The sequence below is a fragment of the Streptomyces antioxidans genome, assembly GCF_000968685.2.
Lineage (GTDB): Bacteria > Actinomycetota > Actinomycetes > Streptomycetales > Streptomycetaceae > Streptomyces > Streptomyces antioxidans.
In genome coordinates this window covers 36,892-61,511 of record NZ_LAKD02000119.1, presented here as the reverse complement: position 1 = coordinate 61,511, position 24,620 = coordinate 36,892, and the positions used below count along the sequence as shown (strand labels likewise).

Annotated in this window: 27 protein-coding genes; 11 read left to right on the top strand and 16 right to left on the bottom strand. The window is 72.0% G+C overall.

Annotated features, from left to right (window positions below):
- Positions 1-49: 49 nt before the first annotated feature.
- Positions 50-1,093, bottom strand: coding sequence for an NAD-dependent epimerase/dehydratase family protein (locus VT50_RS33015; protein WP_046088538.1), 1,044 nt, complete (start codon positions 1,091-1,093; stop codon positions 50-52).
- A gap of 393 nt (positions 1,094-1,486) precedes the next feature.
- On the opposite strand from VT50_RS33015, the gene VT50_RS33010 reads away from it, so the two are divergent.
- From VT50_RS33010 to VT50_RS32990, 5 genes are read left to right on the top strand one after another with little or no spacing between them, the layout of a single operon-like run.
- Positions 1,487-3,013, top strand: a complete 1,527-nt coding sequence (locus VT50_RS33010; protein ID WP_240529400.1) for an ATP-binding protein — start codon at positions 1,487-1,489, stop codon at positions 3,011-3,013.
- Complete coding sequence (locus VT50_RS33005) at positions 3,006-3,425, top strand: roadblock/LC7 domain-containing protein (RefSeq protein WP_420822251.1); 420 nt, start codon at positions 3,006-3,008, stop codon at positions 3,423-3,425. The genes VT50_RS33010 and VT50_RS33005 overlap by 8 nt, the downstream gene beginning before the upstream one ends.
- On the top strand, positions 3,422-3,784 hold the full coding sequence (locus VT50_RS33000; protein ID WP_046088536.1) for a DUF742 domain-containing protein: 363 nt from the start codon (positions 3,422-3,424) through the stop codon (positions 3,782-3,784). Before VT50_RS33005 ends, VT50_RS33000 begins: the two co-directional genes overlap by 4 nt.
- Positions 3,765-4,388 (top strand): GTP-binding protein, encoded by a 624-nt coding sequence (locus VT50_RS32995; RefSeq protein WP_046088535.1) that lies wholly within the window; start codon positions 3,765-3,767, stop codon positions 4,386-4,388. The genes VT50_RS33000 and VT50_RS32995 overlap by 20 nt, the downstream gene beginning before the upstream one ends.
- A 13-nt stretch (positions 4,389-4,401) precedes the next feature.
- Positions 4,402-5,901, top strand: a complete 1,500-nt coding sequence (locus VT50_RS32990) for a cytochrome P450 (RefSeq protein ID WP_046088534.1) — start codon at positions 4,402-4,404, stop codon at positions 5,899-5,901.
- Between the two features lie 3 nt (positions 5,902-5,904).
- On the opposite strand, the gene VT50_RS39865 is transcribed toward VT50_RS32990, so the two are convergent.
- From VT50_RS39865 to VT50_RS32970, 5 genes are all read right to left on the bottom strand, one after another.
- The gene (locus tag VT50_RS39865; RefSeq protein WP_046088533.1) at positions 5,905-6,060 is read right to left on the bottom strand and encodes a hypothetical protein; all 156 of its coding nucleotides are present in this window, start codon (positions 6,058-6,060) and stop codon (positions 5,905-5,907) included.
- Positions 6,061-6,191: 131 nt separating this feature from the next.
- On the bottom strand, positions 6,192-7,142 hold the full coding sequence (locus VT50_RS32985) for a cytochrome c oxidase assembly protein (protein WP_046088532.1): 951 nt from the start codon (positions 7,140-7,142) through the stop codon (positions 6,192-6,194).
- A 121-nt stretch (positions 7,143-7,263) separates the two neighbouring features.
- A complete protein-coding gene (locus tag VT50_RS32980; protein WP_046088531.1) occupies positions 7,264-8,289 on the bottom strand; it encodes a 6-phosphofructokinase in 1,026 nt (341 codons plus the stop codon).
- Between the two features lie 178 nt (positions 8,290-8,467).
- The gene (locus VT50_RS32975; protein ID WP_046088530.1) at positions 8,468-9,205 is read right to left on the bottom strand and encodes a type 1 glutamine amidotransferase; all 738 of its coding nucleotides are present in this window, start codon (positions 9,203-9,205) and stop codon (positions 8,468-8,470) included.
- A gap of 22 nt (positions 9,206-9,227) precedes the next feature.
- Positions 9,228-10,466 carry a Mur ligase family protein gene (locus VT50_RS32970; RefSeq protein WP_046088529.1) on the bottom strand — a complete coding sequence of 413 codons (1,239 nt, stop codon included), beginning with the start codon at positions 10,464-10,466 and terminating at the stop codon, positions 9,228-9,230.
- Positions 10,467-10,655: 189 nt separating this feature from the next.
- Here VT50_RS32970 and def point away from each other — a divergent pair, with 189 nt between their 5' ends.
- Positions 10,656-11,222, top strand: a complete 567-nt coding sequence (gene def / locus VT50_RS32965; RefSeq protein WP_046088528.1) for a peptide deformylase — start codon at positions 10,656-10,658, stop codon at positions 11,220-11,222.
- A 33-nt stretch (positions 11,223-11,255) separates the two neighbouring features.
- Here def and VT50_RS32960 read toward each other — a convergent pair whose 3' ends face one another.
- Positions 11,256-11,912, bottom strand: coding sequence for a TetR/AcrR family transcriptional regulator (locus VT50_RS32960; RefSeq protein ID WP_046088527.1), 657 nt, complete (start codon positions 11,910-11,912; stop codon positions 11,256-11,258).
- A 190-nt stretch (positions 11,913-12,102) separates the two neighbouring features.
- Between VT50_RS32960 and VT50_RS32955 the strand changes: the two genes are divergently transcribed.
- Positions 12,103-13,329 (top strand): acyl-CoA dehydrogenase family protein, encoded by a 1,227-nt coding sequence (locus VT50_RS32955; protein ID WP_046088526.1) that lies wholly within the window; start codon positions 12,103-12,105, stop codon positions 13,327-13,329.
- 10 nt (positions 13,330-13,339) lie between these two features.
- Here VT50_RS32955 and uppS read toward each other — a convergent pair whose 3' ends face one another.
- The 5 genes from uppS to VT50_RS32930 form a co-directional block, all read right to left on the bottom strand.
- The gene (gene uppS / locus VT50_RS32950; protein WP_078840866.1) at positions 13,340-14,161 is read right to left on the bottom strand and encodes a polyprenyl diphosphate synthase; all 822 of its coding nucleotides are present in this window, start codon (positions 14,159-14,161) and stop codon (positions 13,340-13,342) included.
- A 122-nt stretch (positions 14,162-14,283) separates the two neighbouring features.
- Positions 14,284-15,096: an SAM-dependent methyltransferase gene (locus VT50_RS32945; protein WP_046088525.1), complete on the bottom strand. Its 813-nt coding sequence runs from the start codon at positions 15,094-15,096 to the stop codon at positions 14,284-14,286.
- 66 nt (positions 15,097-15,162) lie between these two features.
- Positions 15,163-15,765, bottom strand: coding sequence for a hypothetical protein (locus tag VT50_RS32940; protein ID WP_046088524.1), 603 nt, complete (start codon positions 15,763-15,765; stop codon positions 15,163-15,165).
- 205 nt (positions 15,766-15,970) lie between these two features.
- A complete protein-coding gene (locus tag VT50_RS32935) occupies positions 15,971-16,210 on the bottom strand; it encodes a DUF397 domain-containing protein (protein ID WP_046088523.1) in 240 nt (79 codons plus the stop codon).
- Position 16,211: 1 nt separating this feature from the next.
- Positions 16,212-17,078: a helix-turn-helix domain-containing protein gene (locus VT50_RS32930; RefSeq protein ID WP_046088522.1), complete on the bottom strand. Its 867-nt coding sequence runs from the start codon at positions 17,076-17,078 to the stop codon at positions 16,212-16,214.
- A 277-nt stretch (positions 17,079-17,355) separates the two neighbouring features.
- Here VT50_RS32930 and VT50_RS32925 point away from each other — a divergent pair, with 277 nt between their 5' ends.
- The gene (locus VT50_RS32925) at positions 17,356-18,759 is read left to right on the top strand and encodes an NsdA family TPR-like regulatory protein (RefSeq protein WP_046088521.1); all 1,404 of its coding nucleotides are present in this window, start codon (positions 17,356-17,358) and stop codon (positions 18,757-18,759) included.
- A 53-nt stretch (positions 18,760-18,812) separates the two neighbouring features.
- Here VT50_RS32925 and VT50_RS32920 read toward each other — a convergent pair whose 3' ends face one another.
- The gene (locus VT50_RS32920; protein ID WP_078840865.1) at positions 18,813-19,787 is read right to left on the bottom strand and encodes an ornithine cyclodeaminase family protein; all 975 of its coding nucleotides are present in this window, start codon (positions 19,785-19,787) and stop codon (positions 18,813-18,815) included.
- 184 nt (positions 19,788-19,971) lie between these two features.
- Complete coding sequence (locus VT50_RS32915) at positions 19,972-20,796, bottom strand: SDR family NAD(P)-dependent oxidoreductase (RefSeq protein WP_420822250.1); 825 nt, start codon at positions 20,794-20,796, stop codon at positions 19,972-19,974.
- 355 nt (positions 20,797-21,151) lie between these two features.
- Here VT50_RS32915 and VT50_RS32910 point away from each other — a divergent pair, with 355 nt between their 5' ends.
- Positions 21,152-21,805: an ATP-binding protein gene (locus tag VT50_RS32910; RefSeq protein WP_240529399.1), complete on the top strand. Its 654-nt coding sequence runs from the start codon at positions 21,152-21,154 to the stop codon at positions 21,803-21,805.
- A complete protein-coding gene (locus VT50_RS32905) occupies positions 21,802-22,314 on the top strand; it encodes a hypothetical protein (RefSeq protein WP_046088520.1) in 513 nt (170 codons plus the stop codon). The genes VT50_RS32910 and VT50_RS32905 overlap by 4 nt, the downstream gene beginning before the upstream one ends.
- Positions 22,315-22,443: 129 nt before the next feature.
- Here VT50_RS32905 and VT50_RS32900 read toward each other — a convergent pair whose 3' ends face one another.
- Entirely contained in the window at positions 22,444-23,316 is an 873-nt protein-coding gene (locus VT50_RS32900) for an NmrA family NAD(P)-binding protein (RefSeq protein ID WP_046088519.1), read from the bottom strand.
- A complete protein-coding gene (locus tag VT50_RS32895) occupies positions 23,309-23,731 on the bottom strand; it encodes a nuclear transport factor 2 family protein (RefSeq protein WP_046088518.1) in 423 nt (140 codons plus the stop codon). Before VT50_RS32895 ends, VT50_RS32900 begins: the two co-directional genes overlap by 8 nt.
- Positions 23,732-23,841: 110 nt before the next feature.
- Here VT50_RS32895 and VT50_RS32890 point away from each other — a divergent pair, with 110 nt between their 5' ends.
- A complete protein-coding gene (locus VT50_RS32890; RefSeq protein ID WP_046088517.1) occupies positions 23,842-24,453 on the top strand; it encodes a TetR/AcrR family transcriptional regulator in 612 nt (203 codons plus the stop codon).
- Positions 24,454-24,620: the final 167 nt, after the last annotated feature.

Genomic DNA, 24,620 nt, shown 5'->3' with positions numbered 1-24,620 from the left:
CTGGGCCGGGCCCGTGCGTTCCCCGCACGGGCCCGGTTCCGTTTCTCCGCTACGCGTCCCGCAGCCACGCGTCCTCGGCCGCGTAGTCGAACAGATCGGTCATCGGGTCGTAGGCGGCGGCCATGTCGGGGAAGGCCGTGCGCCAGTCCGGGGCGGCCGCCAGCCGGTCCGCCAGCCAGGCGACGGTCGCCGGGAGCGATTCCGCGTAGCCGGTCACCGGGCGGTAGCCCAGCTCCCGTTCGGCCGCGGACAGGTCGTAGACGAGGGGGTGGGCCAGGCTCCAGGGCGTGCTGCCGACATGCGGATGCGGCGGTTCGCCGTCGATCAGCACCAGCTCGCCGCGCACCTCCAGCACCGCGTCCACGGCGGCGGCGATGTCGGCGACCGTCGGGACCTGCGGATCGCCCGCGTTGAGCACCCGTGAACCGGGACGGTGGGCGGCCAGCCGCACCAGCTCCGCGAGGTTGTCGACGTGCACCGGATGGAACCGGCTGCGGCCGCCGTACGCCAGGATCCGCACCGGCCGCCCGTCCAGCGCCCGCTTGACGAAGTACAGCTCGCGGGGGGTGCGGCAGTGCGGGCCGTGGATCGCCCCGGCGCGCAGCAGGGTCGTCGGCAGCCGGTCCCCGGCGGCCAGCAGCTCCCGTTCCAGCGCCGCCTTCCGGCCGCCGTAGCCGTCGCCCGGCGGGACGGTCCGCTGGGACTCGGGGAGCGGCACCGGATACCGCGGGGCGCCGTCCGGCCGGTCCTGGGTCCCGAAGCCCCGGCCCTCGTCGTCCTCGTACACCGCTCCGGTGGAGACCACCACCGCCGACCCGACGCGGCCGGCGAGGTCCAGCAACTGCCGTGCGTGCGCCCCACCGTAGGCGACGCAGTCCAGCACCACGTCGCAGCCGTCGCCGATCAGCGCGGCGACCGCGGCCTCGTCGTCCCGGTCCACGGCCACGCTCTCCACCGACCCGGGCCAGCTCCCGTCGCGGCCCCCGCCGCGCGAGGCGGCCCGCACCCGCCATCCCTCCTCGGCGAGCGCGCGCACCGCCGCCCGGCCGATCTGTCCCGTCGCCCCGATCACACATGCGCTCCCAGTGCTCATGCCGGGACGCTAAGGGCCCGGGCGCCGCGCTGCCCAGACTCCTTCGCCCTGAGCAGATTCGCCCTCGGCCGATCATTCACGGTCAAAGAATGAGTACAGGTGATCGCTTTTTCGCGCTCTTTGAATTCACCGTGGCGCATTCCGAAGAAAAAAGCATCTTCGATTCATGCGACGGTGAAACCGCTATGCTCCAGGGCCCATGACGGGCTGACGCGTCGCCCTCATTCCGCACCCATTTTCTCTTCGCTGTTTTTAAGGATGCCCATGGTTTTCGCCGGTACCTCATCCGGAGGCGGCACTTCATCCGGAGGCGGCACCTCGACCGGAGCCGGCACTTCACCGGGAGGCCGTCGGCCCGCCGCCACGCTCGTATGGGTCATCCCTCCCGCCGCGATGGCGCTCTGCGCAGCCCTGGCCGTCGCCGTGGTCCCGTCCGGGGCGCGGGCCACGGTCGCCTGGTGCGGAGTGGCGGCGACCCTCGCGGTGGCCCTCGCGGCGGCCGAGGCGATGCGCCGCGGCCGGCTGATCACCACCCTGCGCACCCGGCTCACCGCCCAGGAGACCCGGTTCCGGCAGCGCCTGGCGGACCAGGAGGCGGAGATCCGGCGGCTGACCCGGGAGGTGCTTCCCGCGACCGTGGACCGGCTGCGGCGCGGCGCCATGGTGCACGAGGCGATGAAGGCCGTCGACTACGCGCCCCGTCTCGACCCGGACTTCGACGCCGCCCACGAGCAACTGCTGCGGTGGGTGCTGGAGACCGTACGGACCGAGGAGGACCTGAGGGACGCGGGCCAGCGGGCGTTCGTCAACATCGCCCGCCGGGTGCAGGCCATCGTCCACCAACAGGCCCTGGACATGCGGGAGATGGAGGACAAGCACGGCGCCGACCCGGACGTCTTCGAGGATCTGCTCCACCTGGACCACGGCAACGCCCTCATCGGCAGGCTTGCGGACTCCATCTCGGTCCTGGGCGGCTCGCGCCCGGGCCGCCAGTGGCAGAAGGAGGTGCCGCTGTTCAACGTCTGCCGCGGCGCCATGTCCCGCATCCTCGAGTACGAGCGGGTGGACCTGCACTCGGTGGCGGACGTCGCCATCGTCGGACCCTCGGTGGAGCCGCTGATCCACGCCCTCGCCGAGCTGCTGGACAACGCCACCCGCTACTCGCCGCCCAAGACCCGGGTGCACCTGACCGCGATCGAGGTCCAGTCCGGGATCGCGATCGAGATCGAGGACGCCGGGGTGGGCCTGTCGGAGGGGGCGAGCAGGCGCACCGACTCGGTGCTGCGCCAGGCGGCCACCGGATTCGACCTCAACGACCTCGGCGAGACCCCGCGGCTCGGCCTGGCCGTGGTCGGCAGGCTCGCCGTGCGGTACCGGTTCCAGATCTCGCTGCGGCCCTCGGCGTACGGCGGGGTGCGCGCGGTGCTGGTCGTACCGCAGGACATCATCTGCCCCACCCCCGCGCCCGGCGGTGCCATCGCCCGCGCGGCCAAGCTGCCCCCGCCCAAGCCCATCAAGCGGGCCACCCCCCTGCCGTCGCCCACCCGCACCGGCGGCACGGTGGCGCAGGGCCGTCCCGGACCTGGCCCCGGACCCGGACCTGGCCCCGGCTTCCGGCAGAACGGCGCCGGACTCCCGCAGCGCCGCCGCCGGATGCCCATGGCCGCCCCGCCCACCAGGGTCGACTCCGCGCCCCCGGCGGTGCCCGGCACGCCGCGCGAGGCGGCCCGGCGGCCCGTACAGCCGGGGATCTGGCTGGACGCCTTCACCAAGGGGCTCAACGGCGAGCCGATCCCGCCGGCGCCCCCCGCCGCCGACGCGCCGGACCCCCGGGACTGCCACCCCATCCCGGACGGCTCGGGCACCCCGCACACCCCGTACTCCCCGAACCCGTCGAACCCGTCGAACAAGGATGAGTAGGCAAGTGACGCAACCGCGGTTCAACATGGACTGGATGCTCCGGGACCTGGCGTCCAGCGTTCCGGAGACCCGGCACGTGGTCCTGCTGTCCTCGGACGGCCTGTGCATGGCCCAGGTCGGCACGGACAAGGACACCGCCGACCGCCTGGCCGCCGCCTGCGCCGGGCTGCAGAGCCTCAGCGCCGCGATCGCCGCCGAATTCCCCGAGGGGGACGGCCGGATGCGGCTGGTCGTCATCGAGGTCGACGGCGGGTTCTTCTATCTGATGGCGGCCGGTACCAGCTCGTACCTGGCGGTGCTCGCCGAGGACAGCGTGGACGCCGGGCTGATGGGCCAGTGCATGCGAGACCTCGTCGCCCGGCTCGGGGAGCACCTCAGCAGCCCGCCGCGGGTCGACGGACGCGTGACATGAGCGAGCCCGGCAAGCCGGGGGACGAGGGCGGCCCCGAGCGGCTCTACACGGTCAGCCGCGGCCACGCCCCGCAGGAACGCCGGCACCGGCCCGTCGAACTCGTCAGCCTGATCGTGGCGCGCGCCGAACCGGAGCCGGGGACGGCCCCCGAGGCCGCGGCGGTGCTGAGGATGTGCCAGTTCCCGCTCTCGGTGGCCGAGGTCTCCGCGTATCTGGCCCTGCCCGTCTCCACCGTCGCCGTGCTCCTCGCGGGGCTGCTGGGGGAGGGCCGGGTGGAGGTCAGGGCGCCGGTCCCGGCCGCCGTGCTGCCCGACCCCGAACTGCTGCTGGCGGTGATGCATGGACTACAGAACCTCTGAGGGAATCGCCGGACCGCGCAGCGAGGACATCCTCCCGGCCTCCGTGGCCGCCGCCGTCAAGGTGGTGATCGTCGGTGGCTTCGGCGTCGGCAAGACCACCATGGTCGGCTCGGTGAGCGAGATCCGCCCGCTGACCACCGAGGAGACCATGACCCAGGCCGGGGTCGGCGTCGACGACATCGCCGGGATCGAGCGCAAGACCGAGACCACCGTCGCGATGGACTTCGGCCGGATCAGCCTCAACGAGCGCCTGGTGCTCTATCTGTTCGGCACCCCCGGCCAGGAGCGGTTCTGGTTCCTGTGGGACGGCCTCTTCGAGGGTGCCCTGGGCGCCGTGGTCCTGGTCGACACCCGCCGTCTGGAGGTCAGCTTTGACGCGGTGGGGCGGCTCGAGGAGCGCGGGGTGCCCTTCGTGGTGGCGGTCAACGCCTTCCCCGAGGCCCCCGTCCACTCCATGGCGGAGCTGCGCGCGGCCATGGACCTGCCCGACTCCGTACCGATGATCGACTGCGATGCCCGCGACCGGGCCTCCAGCCGCGACACCCTCCTCGCCCTCGTGCGCCATCTGCGATCCCTCCACACCGTGACCCCCTCCACACCGTGACCCCGGAGACACCGTGACCCCTCATCCCGACGACCCCGGCACCGGGCCCGCCGAACTGCCGCCCACCCGGTGCCCCGTCCGCACCGCGCTCCCCGGCGGAGACGGCGGCCTGGTGGACCTCCTCGGGCCCGAGAACGAGAAGGACCCGATGGGGCTGTACGAGCGGCTGCGCACCGAGCACGGCCCGGTGGCCCCGATCGTGCTCGACGGTGGCATACCGGCCTGGCTGCTGCTGGGCTACCGCGAGAACCTGGAGGTCTCCCGCACCCCCTCCCGCTTCTCCCGCGACTCCCGCCACTGGCACGCCTGGAGGGACGGCCGGATCGCCGCTGACTCGCCCCTGCTGCCGGTCGTCGGCTGGCAGCCCATGTGCACCTTCGCCGACGGCGATGAGCACGAGCGGCTGCGGGCCGCGCTCACCGAGTCCATGGGGCGCTTCGACCGCCGTGGGATCCGCCGCCACGTCACCCGCTTCACCCATCAGCTGGTGAACGACGTCTGTGCCCACGGAGGCGCGGAGATGGTCACGGCCTTCGCCGAGCAGCTGCCCATGCTCGTCCTCACCCAACTGCTGGGCATGCCCGAGGAGTACGGCCCACGGCTGGTCGAGGCCACCCGGGACCTGATGAAGGGCACCGAGACGGCCCTGCGCAGCGACGCGTACGTCACCGGCGCCCTCGAGGGCCTGGTGGCCCGCAAGCGCGCCGAACCCGGCGAGGACCTGGCCTCCTGGCTGCTGGCCCACCCCTCCGGCCTCACCGAGGAGGAGGTGGTCCAGCATCTGCGTCTGGTGCTGCTCACCGGCAACGAGACCACCACCAATCTGATGGCCAACACGCTGCGCATGGTCCTCACCGACCCGCGCTTCCGCGCGTCCCTGGCCGGCGGCCATATGACGCTGCCGGACGCCATTGAGCACGTGCTGTGGAACGAGCCACCGCTCACGGTCATCCCCGGCCGCTGGGCCACCGGGGACACCGAGCTGGGCGGCCAGCGGATCAAGGCCGGGGACATGCTGCTGCTGGGGCTGGCCGCCGGGAACGTGGACCCGGCCATCCGCCCCGACATCGCCGCGCCGATGTACGGCAACCGGTCCCACCTCGCCTTCAGCGGCGGCCCCCATGAATGCCCGGGGCAGGACATCGGCCGCGCCATCACGGACACCGCCATCGACACCCTGCTGCTGCGCCTGCCCGATCTGCGGCTGGCCGTGGACGAGTCCGAGCTGAGCTGGCTCTCGTCCTGGATCTCCCGCCATCTGGTGGAGCTGCCGGTGGAGTTCATGCCCCGGCGCCCCCAGCCGGACATCATGGACCTCCCCGTCGAGGCCCTCCTTCCGCCTCGGCGGGGGGTGCCCTCGCCCGGGGAGATGGAGCCCCCGGCACCGGTCAGGACCGGCACCGAGGGGCCCGGGGCGGCGGCCCCCGGACACGTCCCGTGGTGGGCGGCGTTATGGCGGTGGCTGCTGGGCAGGCCCCCGGGAACCGCTCCGAAGGAGTCCTCCGCCCGGTAGGGATCAGCCCCGGGCCGCCACGACCCCCACGGTCAGCAGTCCGAGCACCACCCAGCTGAACCAGAGCCAGCCGTTGCTCCCCAGAGCCACGGTGTAGGCCGTCACCAGCACCAGAGCCCCCACCGTGGCCACCGTCATCGCCTTCGCGGAACCGGGCATCCCCGACCTCCTCACGGCGGTCCCGACGCCCCTTCGCCAGGACCCGGGCCATCCAGGGCCCGGGTCCATGGTCTCGCGCTGGGGGCCCCGCCCGCTACGGGCTGTCAGACGGCTCTTTGCCGCGTGGGCAGTCACTGGCTCCGGGACTGGAGCGACGCCAGATACGCGTTGTACGCCGCGAGCTCCCGGTCGCCGTCCCGGTCCGCCGTGCGGTCGATGCGCCGCGCCTGCCGCTGCTCGGACCTGTACCACTGGTAGACCAGCGCCACCAGCACGATCACCGACGGGATCTCGCTGAAGGCCCAGGCGATACCGCCCGCCCAGGTCTGGTCCGACAGCGCGTCGATGCCCAGCGAGGCGGGCGGGTGCTGGTACGTGCCGACCATGGGCTCGGACGCCATCATCAGCGCGATGCCGAAGAACGCGTGGAACGGCATGCCCGAGAACAGCTCCAGCATCCGCATCACATAGCCGGGCCGGTGCGGGCCCGGGTCCACGCCCATGATCGGCCAGAAGAAGACCAGACCCACCGCGAGGAAGTGGACCATCATCGCGATATGCCCGGCCTTGCTCTCCATCAGGAAGTCGAAGAGCGGGGTGAAGTACAGCGCGTACAGGCTCGCGATGAACAGCGGGATGGTGAACGCCGGGTGGGTGATGATCCGCATATAGCGGCTGTGCAACAGCGCGACCAGCAGCTCCCGGGGCCCCTTACGGCCGCGCCCGGCCGCAGGGAGGGCCCGCAGGGTCAGCGTGACCGGCGCGCCCAGCAGCAGCAGTATCGGCGAGACCATGCTGATGATCATGTGCTGCACCATATGGACGCTGAACATGACCATGCCGTAGTCATTCAGCTTGGTGCACATCGCGACCACGATGGTCAGCACCCCGAGCACGAAGGAGACCGTGCGCCCCACCGGCCAGGCGTCCCCGCGCCGCCACAGCCGCGCGGCGCCCCAGCCGTAGAGACCGACCGCCAGCACACAGCCGACCAGGAAGAACGGATCGCCGCCGAACTCCAGCCCGCGCGACAGCGTGAACGGCGGCAGATCCATCATCATGCCGTGCCCGCCGTGGTCCATCAGCAGATTCTCCCTTTTTGCGCCTGAACCGGCGCCGCTCTCGCGGACCTGGTCGCTCGCCGCAAGGGTTGCGCAATTGATGGTCGCGGTGTGAATCGGCTCTATCCGGCTGGTGTCGTACCTACAGTACGCATTCGGCTTCGAGGTACCGATCGGCGGGGACCGTCTTCAGCCGCTCCACGGCCGCCGCGAGCGGCACCAGGGTGATGTCCGTGCCGCGCAGCGCCGTGATCGTGCCGAATGCGCCGCGGTGGACCGCCTCGACCGCGTGCCAGCCGAAGCGGGTGGCCAGCACCCTGTCGTACGCCGTCGGGGTGCCACCGCGCTGCACATGGCCCAGGATGACCGCCCGGGCCTCCTTGCCGAGCCGGTGCTCGAGCTCCACGGAGAGGTGGTGGGCGATGCCCGCGAAGCGCTCGTGGCCGTAGACGTCCCGGCCGCCGGCCTCGTAGTCCATCGTGCCCTCGCGCGGCTTGGCGCCCTCCGCCACCACCACGATCGCGAACTTCTTGCCCGCGTCGAACCGCGCCCCGACGGTCCTGGCCAGTTCCTCGATGTCGAAGGGGCGCTCCGGGACGACGATGGCGTGGGCGCCCGCGGCCATGCCCGAGTGCAGTGCGATCCAGCCGGTGTGCCGCCCCATGACCTCGACGATCAGCACCCGCTGATGGGACTCCGCGGTGGTCTTGAGCCGGTCCAGGGCCTCGCTGGCGACCCCGACCGCGGTGTCGAAGCCGAAGGTCACATCGGTCGAGGCGATGTCGTTGTCGATGGTCTTCGGCACGCCGACGATCGGCAGTCCGGCGTCCGAGAGCAGCCGGGCGGCCTTCAGCGTGCCCTCCCCGCCGATGGGGATGACCGCGTCCACGCCGAGCTCCGCCACATGCCCCTTGGCCCGCTCCACGCCGTCCCGCAGATGCTCGGGGCGCACCCGGGTGGAGCCGAGGATGGTGCCGCCGAGGGCCAGGATGCCGCTCACGGCGTCCAGGTCCAGCTTGCGGTAGTCGCACTCCAGCAGGCCCTTCCAGCCGTCCTGGAAGCCGATCACCTCATCGCCGTGGTCAACGGTGGCGCGGTGGACGACTGACCTGATGACCGCGTTCAGACCGGGGCAGTCGCCGCCGGACGTGAGCACACCAATGCGCATGGCACGCGTACCTCTGTCTGAGCTGGGGGGCCGACGGCCGGACCGCGTCGTCCGGCGGGACCCCGCCACCCTACAAGCGGGCGGGCGGCGGGGGCGCGGCCTGTGGCCCGATGTCCGCCATGCGGTCACCTTGTGTGCGCAGGGCGTCTGAGCTGCGCTCGAGCGAGCGGGGCGCGGCTCAGGCGGGCTGGGTCGCCGCCGCGATCCGCTCGTTGCGCAGTGCCTCGTACCACTGGTCGTTGACCGGCGGCAGCGCGTTCACATCGAGGGCCAGCTTCAGCAGGTGGTCCGCGATATGCGGGTTGCGGGCCATCACCGGGCCGTGCATGTACGTCCCGAAGACGGTGTCGCTGTACGCGCCCTCGAAGCCGTCCCCGGTGCCGTTTCCGTTGCCGAACCGGACCCGGGCGAAGGGGCGGGCGGTCGGGCCCAGATGGGTGACGCCCTGGTGGTTCTCGAAGCCGGTCAGCGGGGGCAGCCCCAGCCGCTCGTCGATGTCGGCCAGCACATCACCGACGCACCGGGCGCCCTCGCCACGGGTGCTGACCACGTCCAGCAGCCCCAGGCCCTGCTGGCGCTGCCCGAGGTCATTGACGAACTCATGGCCGAGGATCTGGTATCCGGCGCACACCGAGAAGACGATCGCCCCGTTGGACACCGCCCGGTTCAGCCCGCCGTCCCGGATCAGCCGCTCGGCGGCCAGCCGCTGCGGGCGGTCCTCGCCGCCGCCGATCAGATAGATGTCCCCGGAGGTGGGGATCTGCTGGTCGGAGCGGACGTCCAGACGGGAGACCTCCAGCCCGCGCTGCCGGGCCCGGCGCTCGACCACCAGCACGTTGCCCTGGTCGCCGTACGTGCTCAGCAGGTCGGGGTAGATCCACACCAGACGCAGGCCGTTCTGGCTCGTGCTACGCATCTTCGTGCCTCTCGTACGGGGGTCAGTTGCCGACGTGGCGGCGCAGGTCCTGGAACGCGGTGTAGTTGGCGATCACCTCGATGCGGCCGGGCGGTGAGATCCGCACCGCCTCGTCCGCGTCCGCGCAGACCCGGAAGTCCAGCCCGGCGACCTCGAGACGCACCGCGAGGTCCAGCTTGCGGTCGCCGATCACACAGATCGGGTGCCCGGCGAGACGGGTGTAGTCGACGTCCCACAGCCAGGAGGTGTCGGTGCCGTCGGCACCGCGCGCGTTCACCGAGAGGATCACCGGGGTGGGCGGCGGGTCGATCAGCGAGAAGGTCTCCAGCCAGCCGGCCGGGTTCTTCGCCAGCAGCAGCCGCAGCTGGCGTTCCTGGTAGGTGACCACGTCATACCGGCCGGCCACGGCCTGGACCGAGTACATCCGCTCCAGCGCGACCTGCGGGGGCACCCCGAAGGTGGCGGCGACGGCGGCCGAGGTGGCCGCGTTGGCCTTGTTGGCGCGGCCGGGGAGCTGGAGCTGGATGGGCCAGGCGGCGCCGTGCGGGTCAAGGACGTAGTCGCCGTTCAGCGCCCAGCTGGGCACCGGGCGGCGGAAGCCGCACTCCCCGCAGACCCAGTCGTCGCCCGGGCGCTGCAGCACACCGCCGCAGGACGGGCAGGACCAGGCGTCGTCCTTCCACTCCTGCCCGGCCGCGACCCACACCACGTTGGGGCTGGACGAGGCGGCCCAGACGATCAGCGGGTCATCGGCGTTGGCGATCACGACCGCCTTGGAGCCGGTCAGGCCCTCGCGCCACTTCTCGGCGAGCATGCGGGTCTCGGCGGCGCGGTCGAGCTGGTCGCGGGAGAGGTTGAGGAGCGCGATGGCCTTGGGCTCGGTGTCGCGCGCCACACCGGCGAGGTACTTCTCGTCGACCTCGATCACGCCGTAGCGGGCATCGGAGCCGCCCGCCAGGGCCGAGGTGATACCGGCCGGCATATTGGCGCCCAGCGCGTTGGAGACGACCGGTCCGGCCGCCCGCAGCGCCTCCGCGATGAGCCGGGTGGTCGTGGTCTTGCCGTTGGTCGCCGACACCAGGATGACGTCCAGGTGCTGCGCCAGCCTGCCCAGCAGATCGGGGTCGAGCCGCAGGGCCACCTTGCCGCCGATCACCGATCCGCTGCCGCGGCCCGCGGCCTTCGATACCGCCGCCGCGGCCCTGCCCGCCGTCACGGCCAGCTTGGCCCGTGGTGACAGCGGCTCCGAGTTGCCTGCCATCGTCTTCTCGATCCTCCTCGCATACCGGCGCCGCTCCTGCCCCCCGAGGCGCCGGTGGTACGCCCCCGCCGCGCCGCATCGCCAGCCGGGAGGCCACGGTCGGAGAGCAGCCTATCGAGATCCGGCGGCTGTCCCGAATTCCGTCCGCCCGTACGGGGCCACCCCACCGGCGCCGTAGGCTTGGCTGCCATGCGACATGGCGTGATCCCGGGCAGCCGCGGTGCGGTGCGGCCCCTGAGGCTCCTCGGCGATCCGGCGCTGCGCGCGCCCTGCGCGGAGGTCACCGCGTTCGACGCCGGGCTGGCCCTGCTGATCGAGGACATGTACGCCACGATGTACGCGTCCCACGGGGTGGGCCTCGCGGCCAATCAGATCGGCGTGGGGCTGCGGGTCTTCGTCTTCGACTGCCCGGACGACGAGGACCACCGCCATCTGGGGCATGTCGTCAACCCCCGGCCGGTCGCGGCCGACGGGGTGACGGTGCGCGGTCCTGAGGGCTGTCTGTCACTGCCGGGCGTCGAGGCGGGCACCCCGCGCCATGACCACGTGGTGATCGAGGGCGTGACGATGACCGGGGAGCCGGTGCGGATCGAGGGCACGGGCTTCTTCGCGCGCTGTCTGCAGCACGAGTGCGACCATCTGGACGGCGGGCTGTTCCTCGACCACCTCACCGGGCTGCGACGGCACCGGGCCCTGCGTGCGATCCGCCGCGCCCCCTGGGCGCCGAGTGGTGGCGCCGAGGCCGTGGAGGCGTAGCGGCCGTACCGGGTGTCCGGCGGACCCCGGGGCTCAGAAGCCCGGAGCGCCCAGGCGGTCGTCGGCCAGCGCCAGCCGCCCCCACAGCAGATCGGTGAGATGGTGCACCAACTGGCCGCGTGCGCAGGGGCGCTCGCGCAGCCACCAGTCACCGGCCGCGTGCATCATGCCGACGATCCCATGGCCCCAGACCCGGGCCACCTCCTCGCCGCCGGGGCCCAGCTCCACCCGCTCGGCGATCACCGTGGCCAGCTCCTCGCCGAGCCGGCGCAGCAGCGGAGCGGAGTGGTGGCCCACGTCGAAGCTCTGCTCCGGCTCCTGCTGGCCGTGGTCGGCCGGGTGCATCAGGAAGCGGTACACCTGGGGCCGGGCCTCGATCGCGGCCAGGTAGGTGTCCAGTGTGGCCTCCACCCGCTGCCTGCGGTCGTCGGCGGGCGCGTCCAGGGCCGCGCGCAGCGAGGCGAGCAGGGCGTCGGTGTGGCGCTTGGCGAGCGCGCGGTACAGTCCGCCCTTGTCACCGAAGTGGCGGTACAGAATGGGCTTGGTGATGCCCGCTTCGGCGGCGATGGCGTTCATCGAGGCCTCTGGTCCGTCGCGCAGCACCACCCGGTCCGCGGCCTCCAGCAGCTCCTTGCGCCTCTGCTGGGCCGTCTGCCGCTGGTCGTCCCGCTGGCTGGTCCCGGTCCGCATGCGTTGCCTCCCCGCCCCCGATGTCGTACTCGCGCCGTCGCACCCAGCGCGTCCTGGCGATCGCGCCCCGCGCTGAAGCGCAACGTAACACCCGAGGGGGCACGTGGCCCGCCTGCCCGGGGGAGTTGACATCGCCTACTGGGCGGTAACAGACTGCTGTTACCGCAGGTAATAAGCACGTGGAGGGGTCATGGCGGAGTTCTCGTTCGAGCTCGACGACGATCAGAAGGCGGTGCGCGACTGGATCCACGGCTTCGCCGCGGACGTCATGCGCCCGGCCGCCGCCGAATGGGACGAGCGCGAGGAAACCCCCTGGCCGATCATCCAGGAGGCCGCCAAGATCGGCCTGTACTCCCTGGACTTCTACGCCCAGCAGCACTTCGACCCCACGGGCCTCGGCATCCCCATGACCGTGGAGGAGCTGTTCTGGGGCGACGCGGGCATCGCCCTGTCCATCGTCGGCACCGGCCTCGCCGCCGTCGGCGTCCTCGCCAACGGCACCGAGGAGCAGATCGGCACCTGGATCCCGCAGATGTACGGCGACGCCGACGATGTGAAGGTCGCCGCCTTCTGCTCCTCCGAGCCCGACGCGGGCTCCGACGTCGGCGCGATGCGCACCCGGGCCGTCTACGACGAGGCCAAGGACGAATGGGTGCTGAACGGCACCAAGACCTGGGCCACCAACGGCGGTATCGCCAATGTCCATGTGGTGGTCGCGGTCGTCGACTCCGACCTCGGCTCCAAGGGCCACGCCTCGTTCATCATCCCGCCGGGCACCCCCGGTCTCTCCCAGGGCCAGAAGTTCAAGAAGCACGGCATCCGCGCCTCGCACACCGCCGAAGTGGTCCTCGACCAGGTGCGGGTGCCCGGCAACTGCCTGCTCGGGGGCAAGGAGAAGCTGGACGAACGCCTCGCACGCGCCCGGGAGCGGGCCAAGTCGGGCGGGGAGCGGCTGAAGAACGCCGCCATGGCCACCTTCGAGGCATCCCGCCCGGCCGTCGGCGCGATGGCGGTCGGCACCGCCCGCGCCGCGTACGAGGTCGCGCTCGACTACGCCAAGACCCGGCAGCAGTTCGGCCGCCCCATCATCGACAACCAGGGCATCGCCTTCCAGCTCGCCGACATGCGTACCCGGATCGACGCCGCGCGGCTGATGGTGTGGCGCGCGTCGTGGATGGCCGTGAGCGGCCGGCCCTTCGAGTCGGCCGAGGGCTCCATGTCCAAGCTGTTCGCCAGCGAGACCGCCAAGCAGGTCACCGCCCAGGCGGTGCAGATCCTCGGGGGCAACGGCTTCACCCGCGAGTACCCGGTCGAGCGGATGCACCGCGACGCCGCCATCTACACCATCTTCGAGGGCACCAGCGAGATCCAGCGCCTGGTCATCGCCCGCACCCTCTCCGGCGTCCAGATCCGCTGAACCGGGCCCGTCAAACCGGGCCCACCCCCGCCCCGAAGCGCCGTTTCCGCGTGGCGAAGGCGGCCAGCAGCGCGCGCAGCTCCTCACCGGTGAAGTCGGGCCACAGGGTGTCCACGAAGAAGAGCTCCGCGTACGCCGCACGCCAGAGCATGAAGTTGGAGATGCGCTGCTCCCCGGAGGTGCGCACCAGCATGTCGATGTCCGGCAGATCGGCGTGCGGCAGATGGCGGGTGAACAGCGCCTCGTCGATGGCCCCGGGGTCCAGCGCGCCGTCCGCCGAGGCGCGGGCCAGCGAGGTGGCGGCGCGGGCGATCTCCTCCCGGCCGCCGTGGTTGAAGCAGAAGGCCAGCGTCATGGCGCGGTTGTCCCGGGTGTCGTCCTCGGCGCGGCGCAGCGCGGCCAGCGTGGCCCGGGGGAGCCGGGCCTCCGAGCCCAGCCAGCGCAGTCGCACCCCCCGCTCGCCGTAGCCCCGGAAGACGTCCGCCAGCTGGGCGGTGAGCCGCATCAGGGCGGCCACCTCGGCGCGCGGCCGGTTCCAGTTCTCGGTGGAGAAGAAGAACAGCGACAGGTGTTCGATGCCCTCCTCCAGGGCCGTGTCCACCACCCGCGGCAGTGCCAGCACCCCCGCCTGATGGCCGCGGGTGCGGGAGAGGCCGCGCAGTGCGGCCCAGCGGCCGTTGCCGTCCATGATGATGGCCAGGTGCCGCGGCCCCGGCGGAGCCCCGTCGTGGGGACCGCGGCGCTGCCGTACGACGGCGGCGGGGGCACCGGCGACCGACGCCCGCAGCAGCCGCTTGACGGAGGGCACCCTCCAGGCCCCGACCTCGAACACCCGCGCGTCCCTCCGCCTCGCTTCCCGGCGCCGTGTCTGACGACGCGACGGGGGCGGGGGTTACCTCCCCGGTGGCCGAACCATTCGTTTGGTCGTCACCGCTCGTGTGGTCGTCACCGCCGTCACGGCTTGTGCGCCACGCCCCCGTGGACATCGGTGGTCTCGATGTCCGTCTCGGAGGGGGCCGGGCGCCACAGCGGACACGACACGATACCGGGCTCGATCAGCTCCAGGCCCTCGTAGAAGCGGCTGATCTGCTCGACGCTGCGCAGCACGTACGGCACGGCGCCGGTGTCGTCGTAGCCCTGCTGCGCCTGCTTGAGCGCCTGGTCGGTGTCGGTGCTGTCGTAGTGCACGAAGTAGCTGCCGGACGGCAGGGCGGCCTGGAGCCGCCGCACGATCGACACCGATTCGTCGTAGTCCTGGATGTGGCCCAGGATGCCCATCAGCATCAGGGCGATGGGCCGGTCGAAGTCGAGCGTCTTCGACGCGGCCTCCAGGATCCGCTCGGGCTCGTGCAGATCGGCGTCGATGTAGTCGGTCACCCCCTCGCGGGTGCTGGTGAGCAGCGCCTGGGCGTGCCGGAGCACCAGGGGGTCGTTGTCCACGTAGACGATGCGGGCCTCGGGCGCCACCCGCTGGGCGACCTGGTGGGTGTTGTCGTAGGTGGGCAGCCCGGTGCCGATGTCCAGGAACTGCCGGATCCCGCACTCGCCCGCCACATGGGTGACGGTGCGGATGAGGTACGCGCGCGAGGCGCGGGCCATGGTCTCGATGTTCGGGGCGACCTCCCGGTACTCGTCGCCGGCGATCCGGTCGACCTCGTAGTTGTCCTTGCCGCCCATCCAGTAGTTCCAGATCCGGGCCGAGTGCGGCACCGTTGTGTCGATCTTGGTCAGGGCCTGCTGGTCGGGGGTGGACGAGCCGTCTGTCATTGCGCCAGTCTCCTGCCGTGCGGATGCGGTTCGCGTGGCACCAACTTAGGTTCGGTGCCGGGGAGTTCAGCTCTGCTCGGCGAACGGCACCGGGGAGCGGATCCGCGGGAAGGGCCGGGTGAACGAGGCCGCCGGGGGCTCCGACACCGCCCCACCGTGACCCGGATCCCGGTCCGGGCCGCCGCCGCAGGTCGGCCGCTCCTCGACGGTGAGGACCGGGGCGTGTTCGGCGAGAGTGGAAAAGGCGTGGTCATAGCCGGTGACCGCGGCGCCGATCTCCGCGAGGGCCGCCGCCGGGGCGCCGCGCGCGGCCAGCCGGTCCGCCAGTACGCGCACCGGGGCGGTCATGTGGACGAAGGCGCCGTGGCGCTCGGCCACCGCCTCGGCGAAGTCGAAGGCCTGGATCCACGTCACCCGGGAGTGGCCACGGCGCAGCGGCCCGTAGACGAGCTCGCCGACCAGCCCGGCGTCGACCGCGAGCGCCCCGTCGTGCCGGAGGAGTTCGCGGTACGGCCGGACCGGGTCGACATGGGGGAGGTCGCGGGAGGCGTGGGTGACGGCGTAGCCGTGGCGGCGGGCGAGACCGGTCAGCAGCGCGTCCCTGCCGACTCCGTCGCAGCCCTCGACGATCAGGGTGCGGTGCTCTGTCACCGCCTGGTCGAGGTTCATCACGGCATCCCGTCGGTCCCATGGGCTCTGCACATCTGCGAGGGCTCTGCACATTTGCGAGGGGACGACACCGCCGTCCCGTCACGGCGTTTCTTCAGTGTGCGTGGCGGGACGGCGGGGACGGGAGTGCGGTGCGGGGTTGTGCGGTTGTGCGGGCGTAGTGGTTTTCGGAGATTTCCGGGGAACCGGCCGGGGGCGGTCCGCGCTAGGAGATGAGGAAGTCCGCCTCGCCCGCCTTCGCCGCCTCCAGGAAGGACGCCACCTCCGAGCGGGTGTAGATCAGCGCGGGCCCGGCCGGGTCGGTGGACTGGCGCAGCGCGATCCGCCCGTCCGGCAGTCGCTTGGCCTCGATGCAGGTGCCGCCGTTGGACCCGCTCCAGGGCTTCTCCCAGCCCTCCGTGCCCAGGTCCGTGGCCGGCATTCCGGTGTAGACGGGGTCATCCATCTCAGTGCTCCTTACGCAGTTCGGCCAGGATGGTGCTGGAGTCGCCGATCGGCTCGGCCTGGACCGCCATCCGGTCCAGGACCTCGAGATAGGCGACGACTTCGGCCGGCTTGTCCACATAGACCGCCCCGGTGAGGCTCTCGGTGTAGACGACGTCCGGCAGTTCGGAGAATCCGAAGCGGAAGTAGTGGAAGGGGCCGAAGGCCCCGGGGTGCGGCCCCGCCGCGAACCGCATGATCTGCAGCCTGACCTTGGGGACGTCCAAGGTGTCGATGAGGTGGTCGATCTGGTCCCGCATCACCCGCGAGCCGCCGACCGGGCGGTGCAGCACCGTCTCGTCGAGGATGGCCCAGATGGTCGGCGCGTCCGGCTTGGTGAGCAGGCCCTGGCGCTTGACCCGCAGGGCGATCCGGCGCTCCAGCTCCTCCTCGGTGTCACTGGGGAAGCCCATGCGTAGCACCGCTCGTGCGTAGTCCTCTGTCTGGAGCAGCCCGGGTACGTAGTGGGGCTCGTACGCGCGGATGACGGTGGCCTCTGTTTCGAGGCTGACGTAGACACTGAACCAGTCCGGAAGCACATCGCGGAACTGGTGCCACCAGCCCGGCTGGTTGGCCTCGCGCGCCAGGGCGAGGAAGTCCTCCATCTCCGGGCCGCGGACGCCATAGTTCCGCAGCAGCTCCTTCAGATACGGAATCTTCAGGCCGACTTCCGCCTTTTCCATCCTGCGCACGGTCAACGGGGTGACCTCGATGGCTCTCGCGGCTTCCTCGAACGACACCTTCGCTCGCTCACGCAGACGCCGCAGACGCTTGCCCAGGACTCTCCGCAAGACGGTGGGGGCGGCGCCGGCCGGCCGTGCCTCGCTCACGTCCGCCTCCCGTAGGAATGGCTGTCATATGCCTGCACAGTGTGCCACGCGATGCATGACACAGACAGACCGAGCGGAGCGCTTTGAAATTATCAGAACGAAGGTTGCGGGGTGACGGCTCCAGCACTCATAGTGAGCACGTGACCCATCTCACCCTCTATGGCGAGGGCTCCCAACCACCCATGTCCACAGTGTCGTTGAGGCCCCCGACTGACCGGTGGGGGATGAGCGACGGGGATCCCGCAGACCGCCGTGGCGCACAGCGGGGACGGGCACGGTGACGCAGCAAGCACAGCTGGTGAGCGGACGCCAAGGCGCCGTGGTCAACGGTGCGTTGGCCGCCGCTCTCAAGGAATCCGGGTGTTCCTACGCCTCATTGGCCCTGCGCGTCAATGAACTGGGCCGTAGGCAGGGGCGCGAGTCGAACTACGACAAGGCGTCCGTCACCCGCTGGCTGCAGGGCGGACAGCCGCGCGGCACCACGCCGGAGCTGATCGCCGCCGTGCTCTCCCACCGGCTCGGCAGGCCCGTGGGCCCCGCCGAGCTGGGGTTCATCTCCGACCGACAGCGCCCGGTCGTGGCCCGGGCGCTGGCCTACCGGGAGGACGTAAGCGAAACCTTGCACACGCTCGCCGAACTCGGCTCCACCGACATATCCCGCCGCAGCCTGCTGGGTGCGGTGCCCTTCGTCGCCGGCGCGCTGGTGACCCCGCAGCGCGAATGGCTGCTCTGGCTGGTCGAGAACCAGGACACCGCCCGGCTCACCCCCGCGGCCGGAGGCGGCCGCGTCGAACAGGTCCATGCGGCGATCAACATGTTCGACGAGATGGACAATCGCTTCGGCGGCGGCCAGGTCCGCGCCAGCATCGTGCTCTATCTGTCGACCGAGGTCGTCCCCATGCTCCAGCAGCGCGGCGCGCCACCGCAGGAGCGGCGCCAGCTGTTCACCGCCGCCGCCAAGCTGGCCGCGATGGCCGGCTGGAGCAGCTATGACAACGCCGAATACGGCCTGGCCCAGCGCTATATGACCCAGGCGCTGCGGCTGTGCGCCGAGGGCGGCGACCGGGTCCTGGGCGGTCAGATCCTGGCCGGTCTGTCCCATCTGGCGACCAATCTGGGCCAGCCCGAGGCGGGGGTCGAGCTGGCCCGGGTCGGTGTCGCCACCGCCAAGCACGCCGGAAGCCCGCTCGGGCTGATGCGGCTGCACGCCATGGCCGCCCGTGGTTACGCCGCACTGGACCGGCCCCGGGAGGCGTCCAAGTCGCTGCGCGCGGCCGACGCCCAGCTGGAGGCCAGCCAGGGCCCCGAGCAGGAGTCGCCCTGGGTGCGCTTCCTCGACCACCACTACCTGGCCGCTGAGGCGGCGCTGTGCTTCCGCGACCTGGGGAACGCCACGGACGCCGAGCACGCCGCCGCCGAATCCGTGCGCGCCAACGCCGAGCGGCGCCGGCGCCAGGCCATCAGCAGATCCGTGCTGGCCACGGCCTATCTCCAGCAGAACCGGCTGGACGAGGCCATGGGCACCGCGGGCGAGGCACTCGACACCCTCAGCGGGGTGCACAGCGAGCGCTCGATCCAGGCGCTCCGCGACTTCCGCACCCGGCTGCGGCCGCACCGCGCGGAGCCCATGGTCAGGGAGTTCGAGCAGCGCTCCCGGACCGTGCTCGGCGTGGCCGCCTGAGCTTGTTCTTTATGGTCCGGCCTGGGTACGTTCTGCGAACTCCATCCGGGTGCTCAGGTTCGGGGCGACGTTCGGCTGGACGCCGCCCCGATGCCAGCCGTGGGTGCACCGTGGCTGCGCCGCGTTTGATGCGCTCCCTCCAATAGCGCGGCAGCGACAGCGACCTCCGTACCGGCGAGACCGACGGAGCAGAAGATGGTGATCTGGTCAGGGCTCATCCGGCCTGGCGCAGCTCCGGCAAGGACGGCGCCCAGGTCCACCATCCGGTCGGCGGGAAGGATGTGGGGCTCGCTGTAGCTGGCCGTCTGAGCGAGGGAGTCGGTGAGAAGCACGTCGGCTCGGTATGCCAGGGCAGCGGGCACTTCATGACGCGAGACCGTTTTGGGCCCGAGTGTCGTCACATGTGTCCCTGGCCCGATCCAGTCAGCATCCAGCACGGGCACCGTGCTGTTCGTGGCGACGACCACGACATCGTGATCACGCACCGCTTCCTCCACCGTGGGCACCGCCCGAATCCTCACCCCCAATTCCTCGGCAGCCCGCTGGGCGAACGCTTCCGCGCGTTCTGGTCTGCGGGCCACCACCGTGGCCTCCATCACCTGCCGCACGGCACAGATGGCCCACAGCTGTGTCCAGGCATGCGTACCTGCTCCCACCAGCCCGAGCCGTACCGGTCCGGGATTTGCCACGGTGTCCACCGCTACAGCGCCAATGGCACCGGTTCGCCGGGCACCCAGTTCATCGCCGTGGACTACAGCCCGGAGCCGACCGCCATCGCAGTCCCACAGGGCCACCAGTTGTTCCGCTCCGACGAGGGTGTCGTAAGCGCGGAAGCCGAACAGTCTCTCCGCGCGCAGATGTCCTGCCGTGAACACCAGATGGCCGTCCCCGAGGTCAGCTTGGACCCGTGGTGGAGCATGGAGAAGTCCTTCATGCGCGGCCATGAGGGCGTCCCGTACGGCGCGGACGGCGGTTGGGGCGTCGAGACGAGTGCGCACATCGTCGTCATTCAGCAATTGCACGGACATGACGCACATCCTTCGCGCGAAGAGTGACGGTAGGGGATCACCCTGCCGGGTCGGCGCGGTGTGGTCATCCGTCCTCAGCCGGAGACGAGGGCTCCGTCACACGGCCTACGCCGGAGGTTAAAGAACACGCTGAGGCATCCAGTCGCGGGGCCCGCCCCGCCTCCGCTCGGGGGAGCGCCGGGGGTCAATAACCTCCCGGCGTGGGGGCGTTCTGGGCCCGGTCCACGGGCAGATGCGCACCGGAGACCCCGCTCGAGGCGTCCGCGAGCAGAAACGCCACGACCTGGGCGACCTCCCGCGGGGTGACCAGTTCACCGTGTGGCAGCTCGGCCGTGAACCGGGCGTAGGCCGCGGGCTCTTCGGTGCGCATCCGGTCCCACCGCTTCCCGGGGATCAGCATGGACCCCGGGGAGACGGCGTTCACCCGGATCCCGTCCGGGCCCAGCTCGCGGGCGAGTGAGGCCGCGAGCTGGATCTGGGCGGCCTTGGCCGCCCCGTACTGCGCCTGTGGCCCCGGCTTCCAGCCGGAGATGGAGGCGATCACCACCACGGAGCCGCCGCCCGCCCGGCGCAGGTGCGGCACCGCGGCCTTCACCAGCCGGGCCGTATGGCCGACGTTCAGCTCCCAGGTCAGCGACCAGTCCTGGGGACCGGCGTCCTCGATTCCGCGGCCACGGGCGCCACCGGCGCAGGCCACCACGCCATCAAGTCCGCTGAAACGTTCCGCCGCCGCATCCACGAACTGCTCAAGCAGCTCCGGTTCGGTGACGTCCAGCGCCCGGGTGAACGGCTCCTCATGCCCCTCGGCGCCCAGGGACGCCGTGAGGGACCGCAGGTGCTCCGGGTTCCGCGCACAGGTGGCCAATCGCGCCCCGCCGGCCGCCAGGAGCCGTACGATCTGTTCCCCCAGCCCCCGGGAGCCCCCGGTCACCAGGACGCGCTTGCCGTCCACACCGGACCGTATCCCCGGGTCCGGCCGCCCCTCGCGGCCCTCGCTCACGCTTGCCACGTCCGGACCGTGCAGCCCGAACCACTACGCCCGTACAACCGGACAACCCCCATGCCCTCTCGCCCATCGGCCCGTCCAACCGTTTGTCTACATGAACGGCGACCGATGGCGCTTTGCGCTGCCTTCGAAGGAGGAACCATGCCGGTAACCGGCACTCACCGCGACCGGGCCGTCTCCGTCCGTGGCAGCTGGTCCAGGCGGGTCGGGTGGGGCGTGCGCACCACCTGTCACCAGCTCAGATGCCACGCCGCCGGTCGCCAGAATGCGCTTACCCGCTCACCCGGACATCAATCACCCCATGTGCCCGTATGCCACCAGTGCCCATCGACCGATGAGGACCGTGAGGACCGACACCGTGAGCCGACCCAGTCCAGGGCTGTCGCACCGGCCGGCGCCGGCCGATGAGGCCGATGAGGCCAATGAGGAGGACGAGACGATGGGCACGAGCCGTGGCGTCGCGGGCTCCCTGGACCGCCCGCGAGCCGACCCGGTTACCGGGCGGGCCGCCGCGCCGAGCACGGCTCCGGCCGACGGCCCGGCCGCCGCGGCGATCCCCGTCCCCAGCTCAGGAGGGGGGCGGACGGTGATCCCGCTGGACACCCGCCGGCTCTTCCGGGCGGAGTTCCCCGCCCTCCCCGACCGCGCCGCCGCGGTGCGCCGGATGGTGGCCGGGCATCTGCGTGACTGGCGGCTCGGTGCGGTCGTGGACCATGTCGTCCTCGCCACCAACGAGTTGTTCGCCAACGCCGTGGAGCACGGCAGCGCGGGCCCCGCCGACACGGTCACCGTCACCGTCTCGCTGGAGCGCTTCGGCCGTGAGCTGCGGGTGGAGGTGGCCGATGGCTCGCCCGTGATCCCGGTCGCCCGCACACCGCAGCCCACCGAGGAGTCCGGGCGGGGGCTGGCCATCGTCGACGACCTGGCGGCCGACTGGGGCACCGAGCCGCCCGATCCCGGAGTCCGGGGGAAGAAGGTGTGGTTCACCCTGCCGCTGGTGGCCACCTCATGAACGCGGGGGCGCGGGGGGAGCCCCGGGCGCGGGTCACGGTGGAGGCCGACGCGGCCGAATGGCTGCTGGCCGCGAGCGATGACCCCGGGCGGGTGCGGCTCCAGTGGGCCAGCGGCGGCGGCCTCGCCGATCTGCCGGTGGGCCCGGTCTTCGACCTGGTGCGGATGTGCGAGGACATCGGCACCGCGGTGATCCAGGCGCTGCGGCGGCGCGACGCGGCGGGGCCGGTGATGCTGGCCACCGCCAGCCATGTGCTCTCCTTCCTGGTGCCGCCCGGAGCCGCCGCCGACTGGAAGGTCTGGCTGGCCGGGACGGAGTACGCCCGCCGCCGCACGGTGGCCGCGGCGGGCCCGGGCCGGGTGCTGCGCTGCCCCAGGCCCGGCTGCGTACGGCAGGGCCACAGCTGGCTGATCCGGCCCGGCGTCCCCCTCACCGACAGTCACATCCTGCGCGCCGCCCTCCAGGAGGCGATCGACCGCCCCGGGCTTCCGGGCGGGCTGTTCCGCTGAGCGCTCCGCGGGAAGCGGCGCGGGGCGCGGTCCGCGGCCGTTCCCCCGCGGCCGCGCCGTGGCCGGTCGCCCACGCGGCGGAGCCGCGTATCGACACAGCCTCGTGCCACCGGACGTCAACGAGGCGGCTCAGGCGGCAGACTCCGGCGCGAACGCGGCGCGGTGTGCCTCTGCGAAGGCGCGGAAGGAGCGGGGAGCGCGCCCGGTGATCCGCTCGACGGTGTCCGTCGTACGGTCCTCCGTGCCGTGCCGGATGTCCTCGTCGAGCCCGGCGAGGAGCGCGGCGAACTCCGGCGGCAGCCCTGCCGCCTTCAGCCTGACGGCCAACTCCCCAGTCTCCACCGGGACATGGCGGACCGGCCGCCCGGAGACCTCCGTCACGATGCGCGCCGCCGCCGCGTAACCGAGCGCCTCCGGGCCGGTGATGACGTGGTCCGTGTTGTGCGGACGGTCGTCCAGCAGGGCCCGGGTGGCGACGGCGGCGATGTCCGTCGCGTCCACGAAGGCCACCCTGCCGTCCCCGGTGGCGGTGACGATCTCACCGTCGCCGCGGACGGCCCGGGCCACCGGATGGTCACCGGTGAAGTTCTGCATGAACCACGAGGGCCGCAGCACCGCCCACTCGGGCAGGGTCCGCCGCACCAGCGTGTGCAGTGCGCCGGGGCCGGTGTCCGCCTCGGGAACCGCGGACGAGCTCAGCAGTACCGCCCGCCGCACGCCCCGGGCGACCGCCGTCCTCAGGAACGGCTCGACCACGGGCAGCGGCTCGGCCACCCCCAGGGGTGCGACGAGGTAGATCCGGTCCACTCCGCGCAGGGCCGCCGGGTGGCTCTCGGGGTCGTGCCAGTCGAACCGTACGGCGTCGGCCGCGCCCGCCGCGGCGGCGGCATCGGGGCGGCGGGTGGCGGCCAGCGCACGCGCGCCCTCCGCGCGCACCATCCGCAGCACCTTGGATCCGGTGTTCCCGGTGGCGCCGAGGACCAGAACGGTGGGTTCAGCCATGGGTCGGGCCCTCCTCGGCGCCGAAGCCGATCTCCTCGAGCATCAGTGGATTCCAGTAGTCACGGTACGAGGCGATCTCGCCGTCGCGGACGGTGATGACGGCGACGTAGCCGGGGCGGAACGGGCGGCCGGTCCCGACGGCCACGGCGTCCATCGTGAGCTCCACGATCAGTACGCCGGGGTCCTCGGTGAGATGGACGACCTCGTGCGCTACGGCGCGCAGATCGATGTGGTCGGTGTAGTCCCGCACATAGGCGCGCACGGCCTCGCGTCCCTCCAGCAGGCGTGGCCGCCCGGACGGGGCGAAGGGGAACTCCATGGTGCCGTCGACGGCCCACAGATCCGCGAATCCCATCATGTCGTGGCCGAGCAGCAGCTCCTTCGCCCGCTCGAAGACCTTGACGCGGTCGTCCATGGGGTACCTCTCCTCCGGCAACGGGAAACATCGGGACGGGACGGTACCGTCCCGTCCGCACAGCATAGAACGATACGGTACCGTCCCGTCCATCTGTTAACCTCGGGACCATGCCGGAGCCCACCCGGCGCCCCCCGAGCGGCGCCGCCACCCTGCGCGCGGACAAGACCGCGGCCATCTGCGAAGCCGTCCTCGACGAGCTCGCCGAGCAGGGCTACGGCCGGTTGTCGATGGAGGCGGTGGCCAAACGGGCCGGGGTGGGCAAGAGCGCCCTGTACCGGCGGTGGCCCTCCAAGCAGCGGATGGTCATCGCGGCCGTGTCCGAGCCGAGCGTCGCCCTGGTCGAGCCGCCCGACACCGGATCCCTGCGCGGCGACGTGCTGGCCGGGCTGCACGCGGTGGCCGACTGGCTGACCAAGCCGCGGTTCTCCCGGATCCTGCCGGACCTGATCGCCGAGGCGCGGCGCGACCAGGAGCTGAGCCAGGCCCTGGCCCGCCACATCGGCGAGCCGCGGCGCGCCCGGATGGCCGGAGTGCTGGACCGGGCGGTCGAGCGCGGCGAGCTGCCGCCGGACCTCGACCGCGAGCTGGCGCTCGATCTGCTCGGCGGGCTGGTCTACTGGCGGGTCTCGGGCCGTGGCGCGCCGCTGGAGCCCGGCTACTTCGAGCGCGCCGCCGATATGGCGCTGCGGGCCATGGACGCCCGGCCGCGCCCGGCCTGACGGCCGGGGCGCCACCGGTTGGGTGCGGGGCACTTCCTCCGGATGGGGCCGGAGAACAGGGCATGGCGGGGCGCGGCCCCGCATCATCGCTTAGTGACGAGCGATGGTGCGCCGCCGCACGTCCCGCGGCGGTGTGCCGCACGTCCCGCGATGGTGCGCCGCCGCAC

Bases quoted from the DNA above. Each gene is read 5' to 3' on its own strand.
- VT50_RS33015 (WP_046088538.1), bottom strand. From the start codon at position 1,093: ATGAGCACTGGGAGCGCATGTGTGATCGGGGCGACGGGACAGATCGGC.
- VT50_RS33010 (WP_240529400.1), top strand. From the start codon at position 1,487: ATGGCGCTCTGCGCAGCCCTGGCCGTCGCCGTGGTCCCGTCCGGGGCG.
- VT50_RS33005 (WP_420822251.1), top strand. From the start codon at position 3,006: ATGAGTAGGCAAGTGACGCAACCGCGGTTCAACATGGACTGGATGCTC.
- VT50_RS33000 (WP_046088536.1), top strand. From the start codon at position 3,422: ATGAGCGAGCCCGGCAAGCCGGGGGACGAGGGCGGCCCCGAGCGGCTC.
- VT50_RS32995 (WP_046088535.1), top strand. From the start codon at position 3,765: ATGGACTACAGAACCTCTGAGGGAATCGCCGGACCGCGCAGCGAGGAC.
- VT50_RS39865 (WP_046088533.1), bottom strand. From the start codon at position 6,060: ATGCCCGGTTCCGCGAAGGCGATGACGGTGGCCACGGTGGGGGCTCTG.
- VT50_RS32985 (WP_046088532.1), bottom strand. From the start codon at position 7,142: ATGGACCACGGCGGGCACGGCATGATGATGGATCTGCCGCCGTTCACG.
- VT50_RS32980 (WP_046088531.1), bottom strand. From the start codon at position 8,289: ATGCGCATTGGTGTGCTCACGTCCGGCGGCGACTGCCCCGGTCTGAAC.
- VT50_RS32975 (WP_046088530.1), bottom strand. From the start codon at position 9,205: ATGCGTAGCACGAGCCAGAACGGCCTGCGTCTGGTGTGGATCTACCCC.
- VT50_RS32970 (WP_046088529.1), bottom strand. From the start codon at position 10,466: ATGGCAGGCAACTCGGAGCCGCTGTCACCACGGGCCAAGCTGGCCGTG.
- def (WP_046088528.1), top strand. From the start codon at position 10,656: ATGCGACATGGCGTGATCCCGGGCAGCCGCGGTGCGGTGCGGCCCCTG.
- VT50_RS32960 (WP_046088527.1), bottom strand. From the start codon at position 11,912: ATGCGGACCGGGACCAGCCAGCGGGACGACCAGCGGCAGACGGCCCAG.
- VT50_RS32955 (WP_046088526.1), top strand. From the start codon at position 12,103: ATGGCGGAGTTCTCGTTCGAGCTCGACGACGATCAGAAGGCGGTGCGC.
- VT50_RS32945 (WP_046088525.1), bottom strand. From the start codon at position 15,096: ATGACAGACGGCTCGTCCACCCCCGACCAGCAGGCCCTGACCAAGATC.
- VT50_RS32940 (WP_046088524.1), bottom strand. From the start codon at position 15,765: ATGAACCTCGACCAGGCGGTGACAGAGCACCGCACCCTGATCGTCGAG.
- VT50_RS32935 (WP_046088523.1), bottom strand. From the start codon at position 16,210: ATGGATGACCCCGTCTACACCGGAATGCCGGCCACGGACCTGGGCACG.
- VT50_RS32920 (WP_078840865.1), bottom strand. From the start codon at position 19,787: ATGTCCGTGCAATTGCTGAATGACGACGATGTGCGCACTCGTCTCGAC.
- VT50_RS32905 (WP_046088520.1), top strand. From the start codon at position 21,802: ATGAACGCGGGGGCGCGGGGGGAGCCCCGGGCGCGGGTCACGGTGGAG.
- VT50_RS32900 (WP_046088519.1), bottom strand. From the start codon at position 23,316: ATGGCTGAACCCACCGTTCTGGTCCTCGGCGCCACCGGGAACACCGGA.
- VT50_RS32895 (WP_046088518.1), bottom strand. From the start codon at position 23,731: ATGGACGACCGCGTCAAGGTCTTCGAGCGGGCGAAGGAGCTGCTGCTC.
- VT50_RS32890 (WP_046088517.1), top strand. From the start codon at position 23,842: ATGCCGGAGCCCACCCGGCGCCCCCCGAGCGGCGCCGCCACCCTGCGC.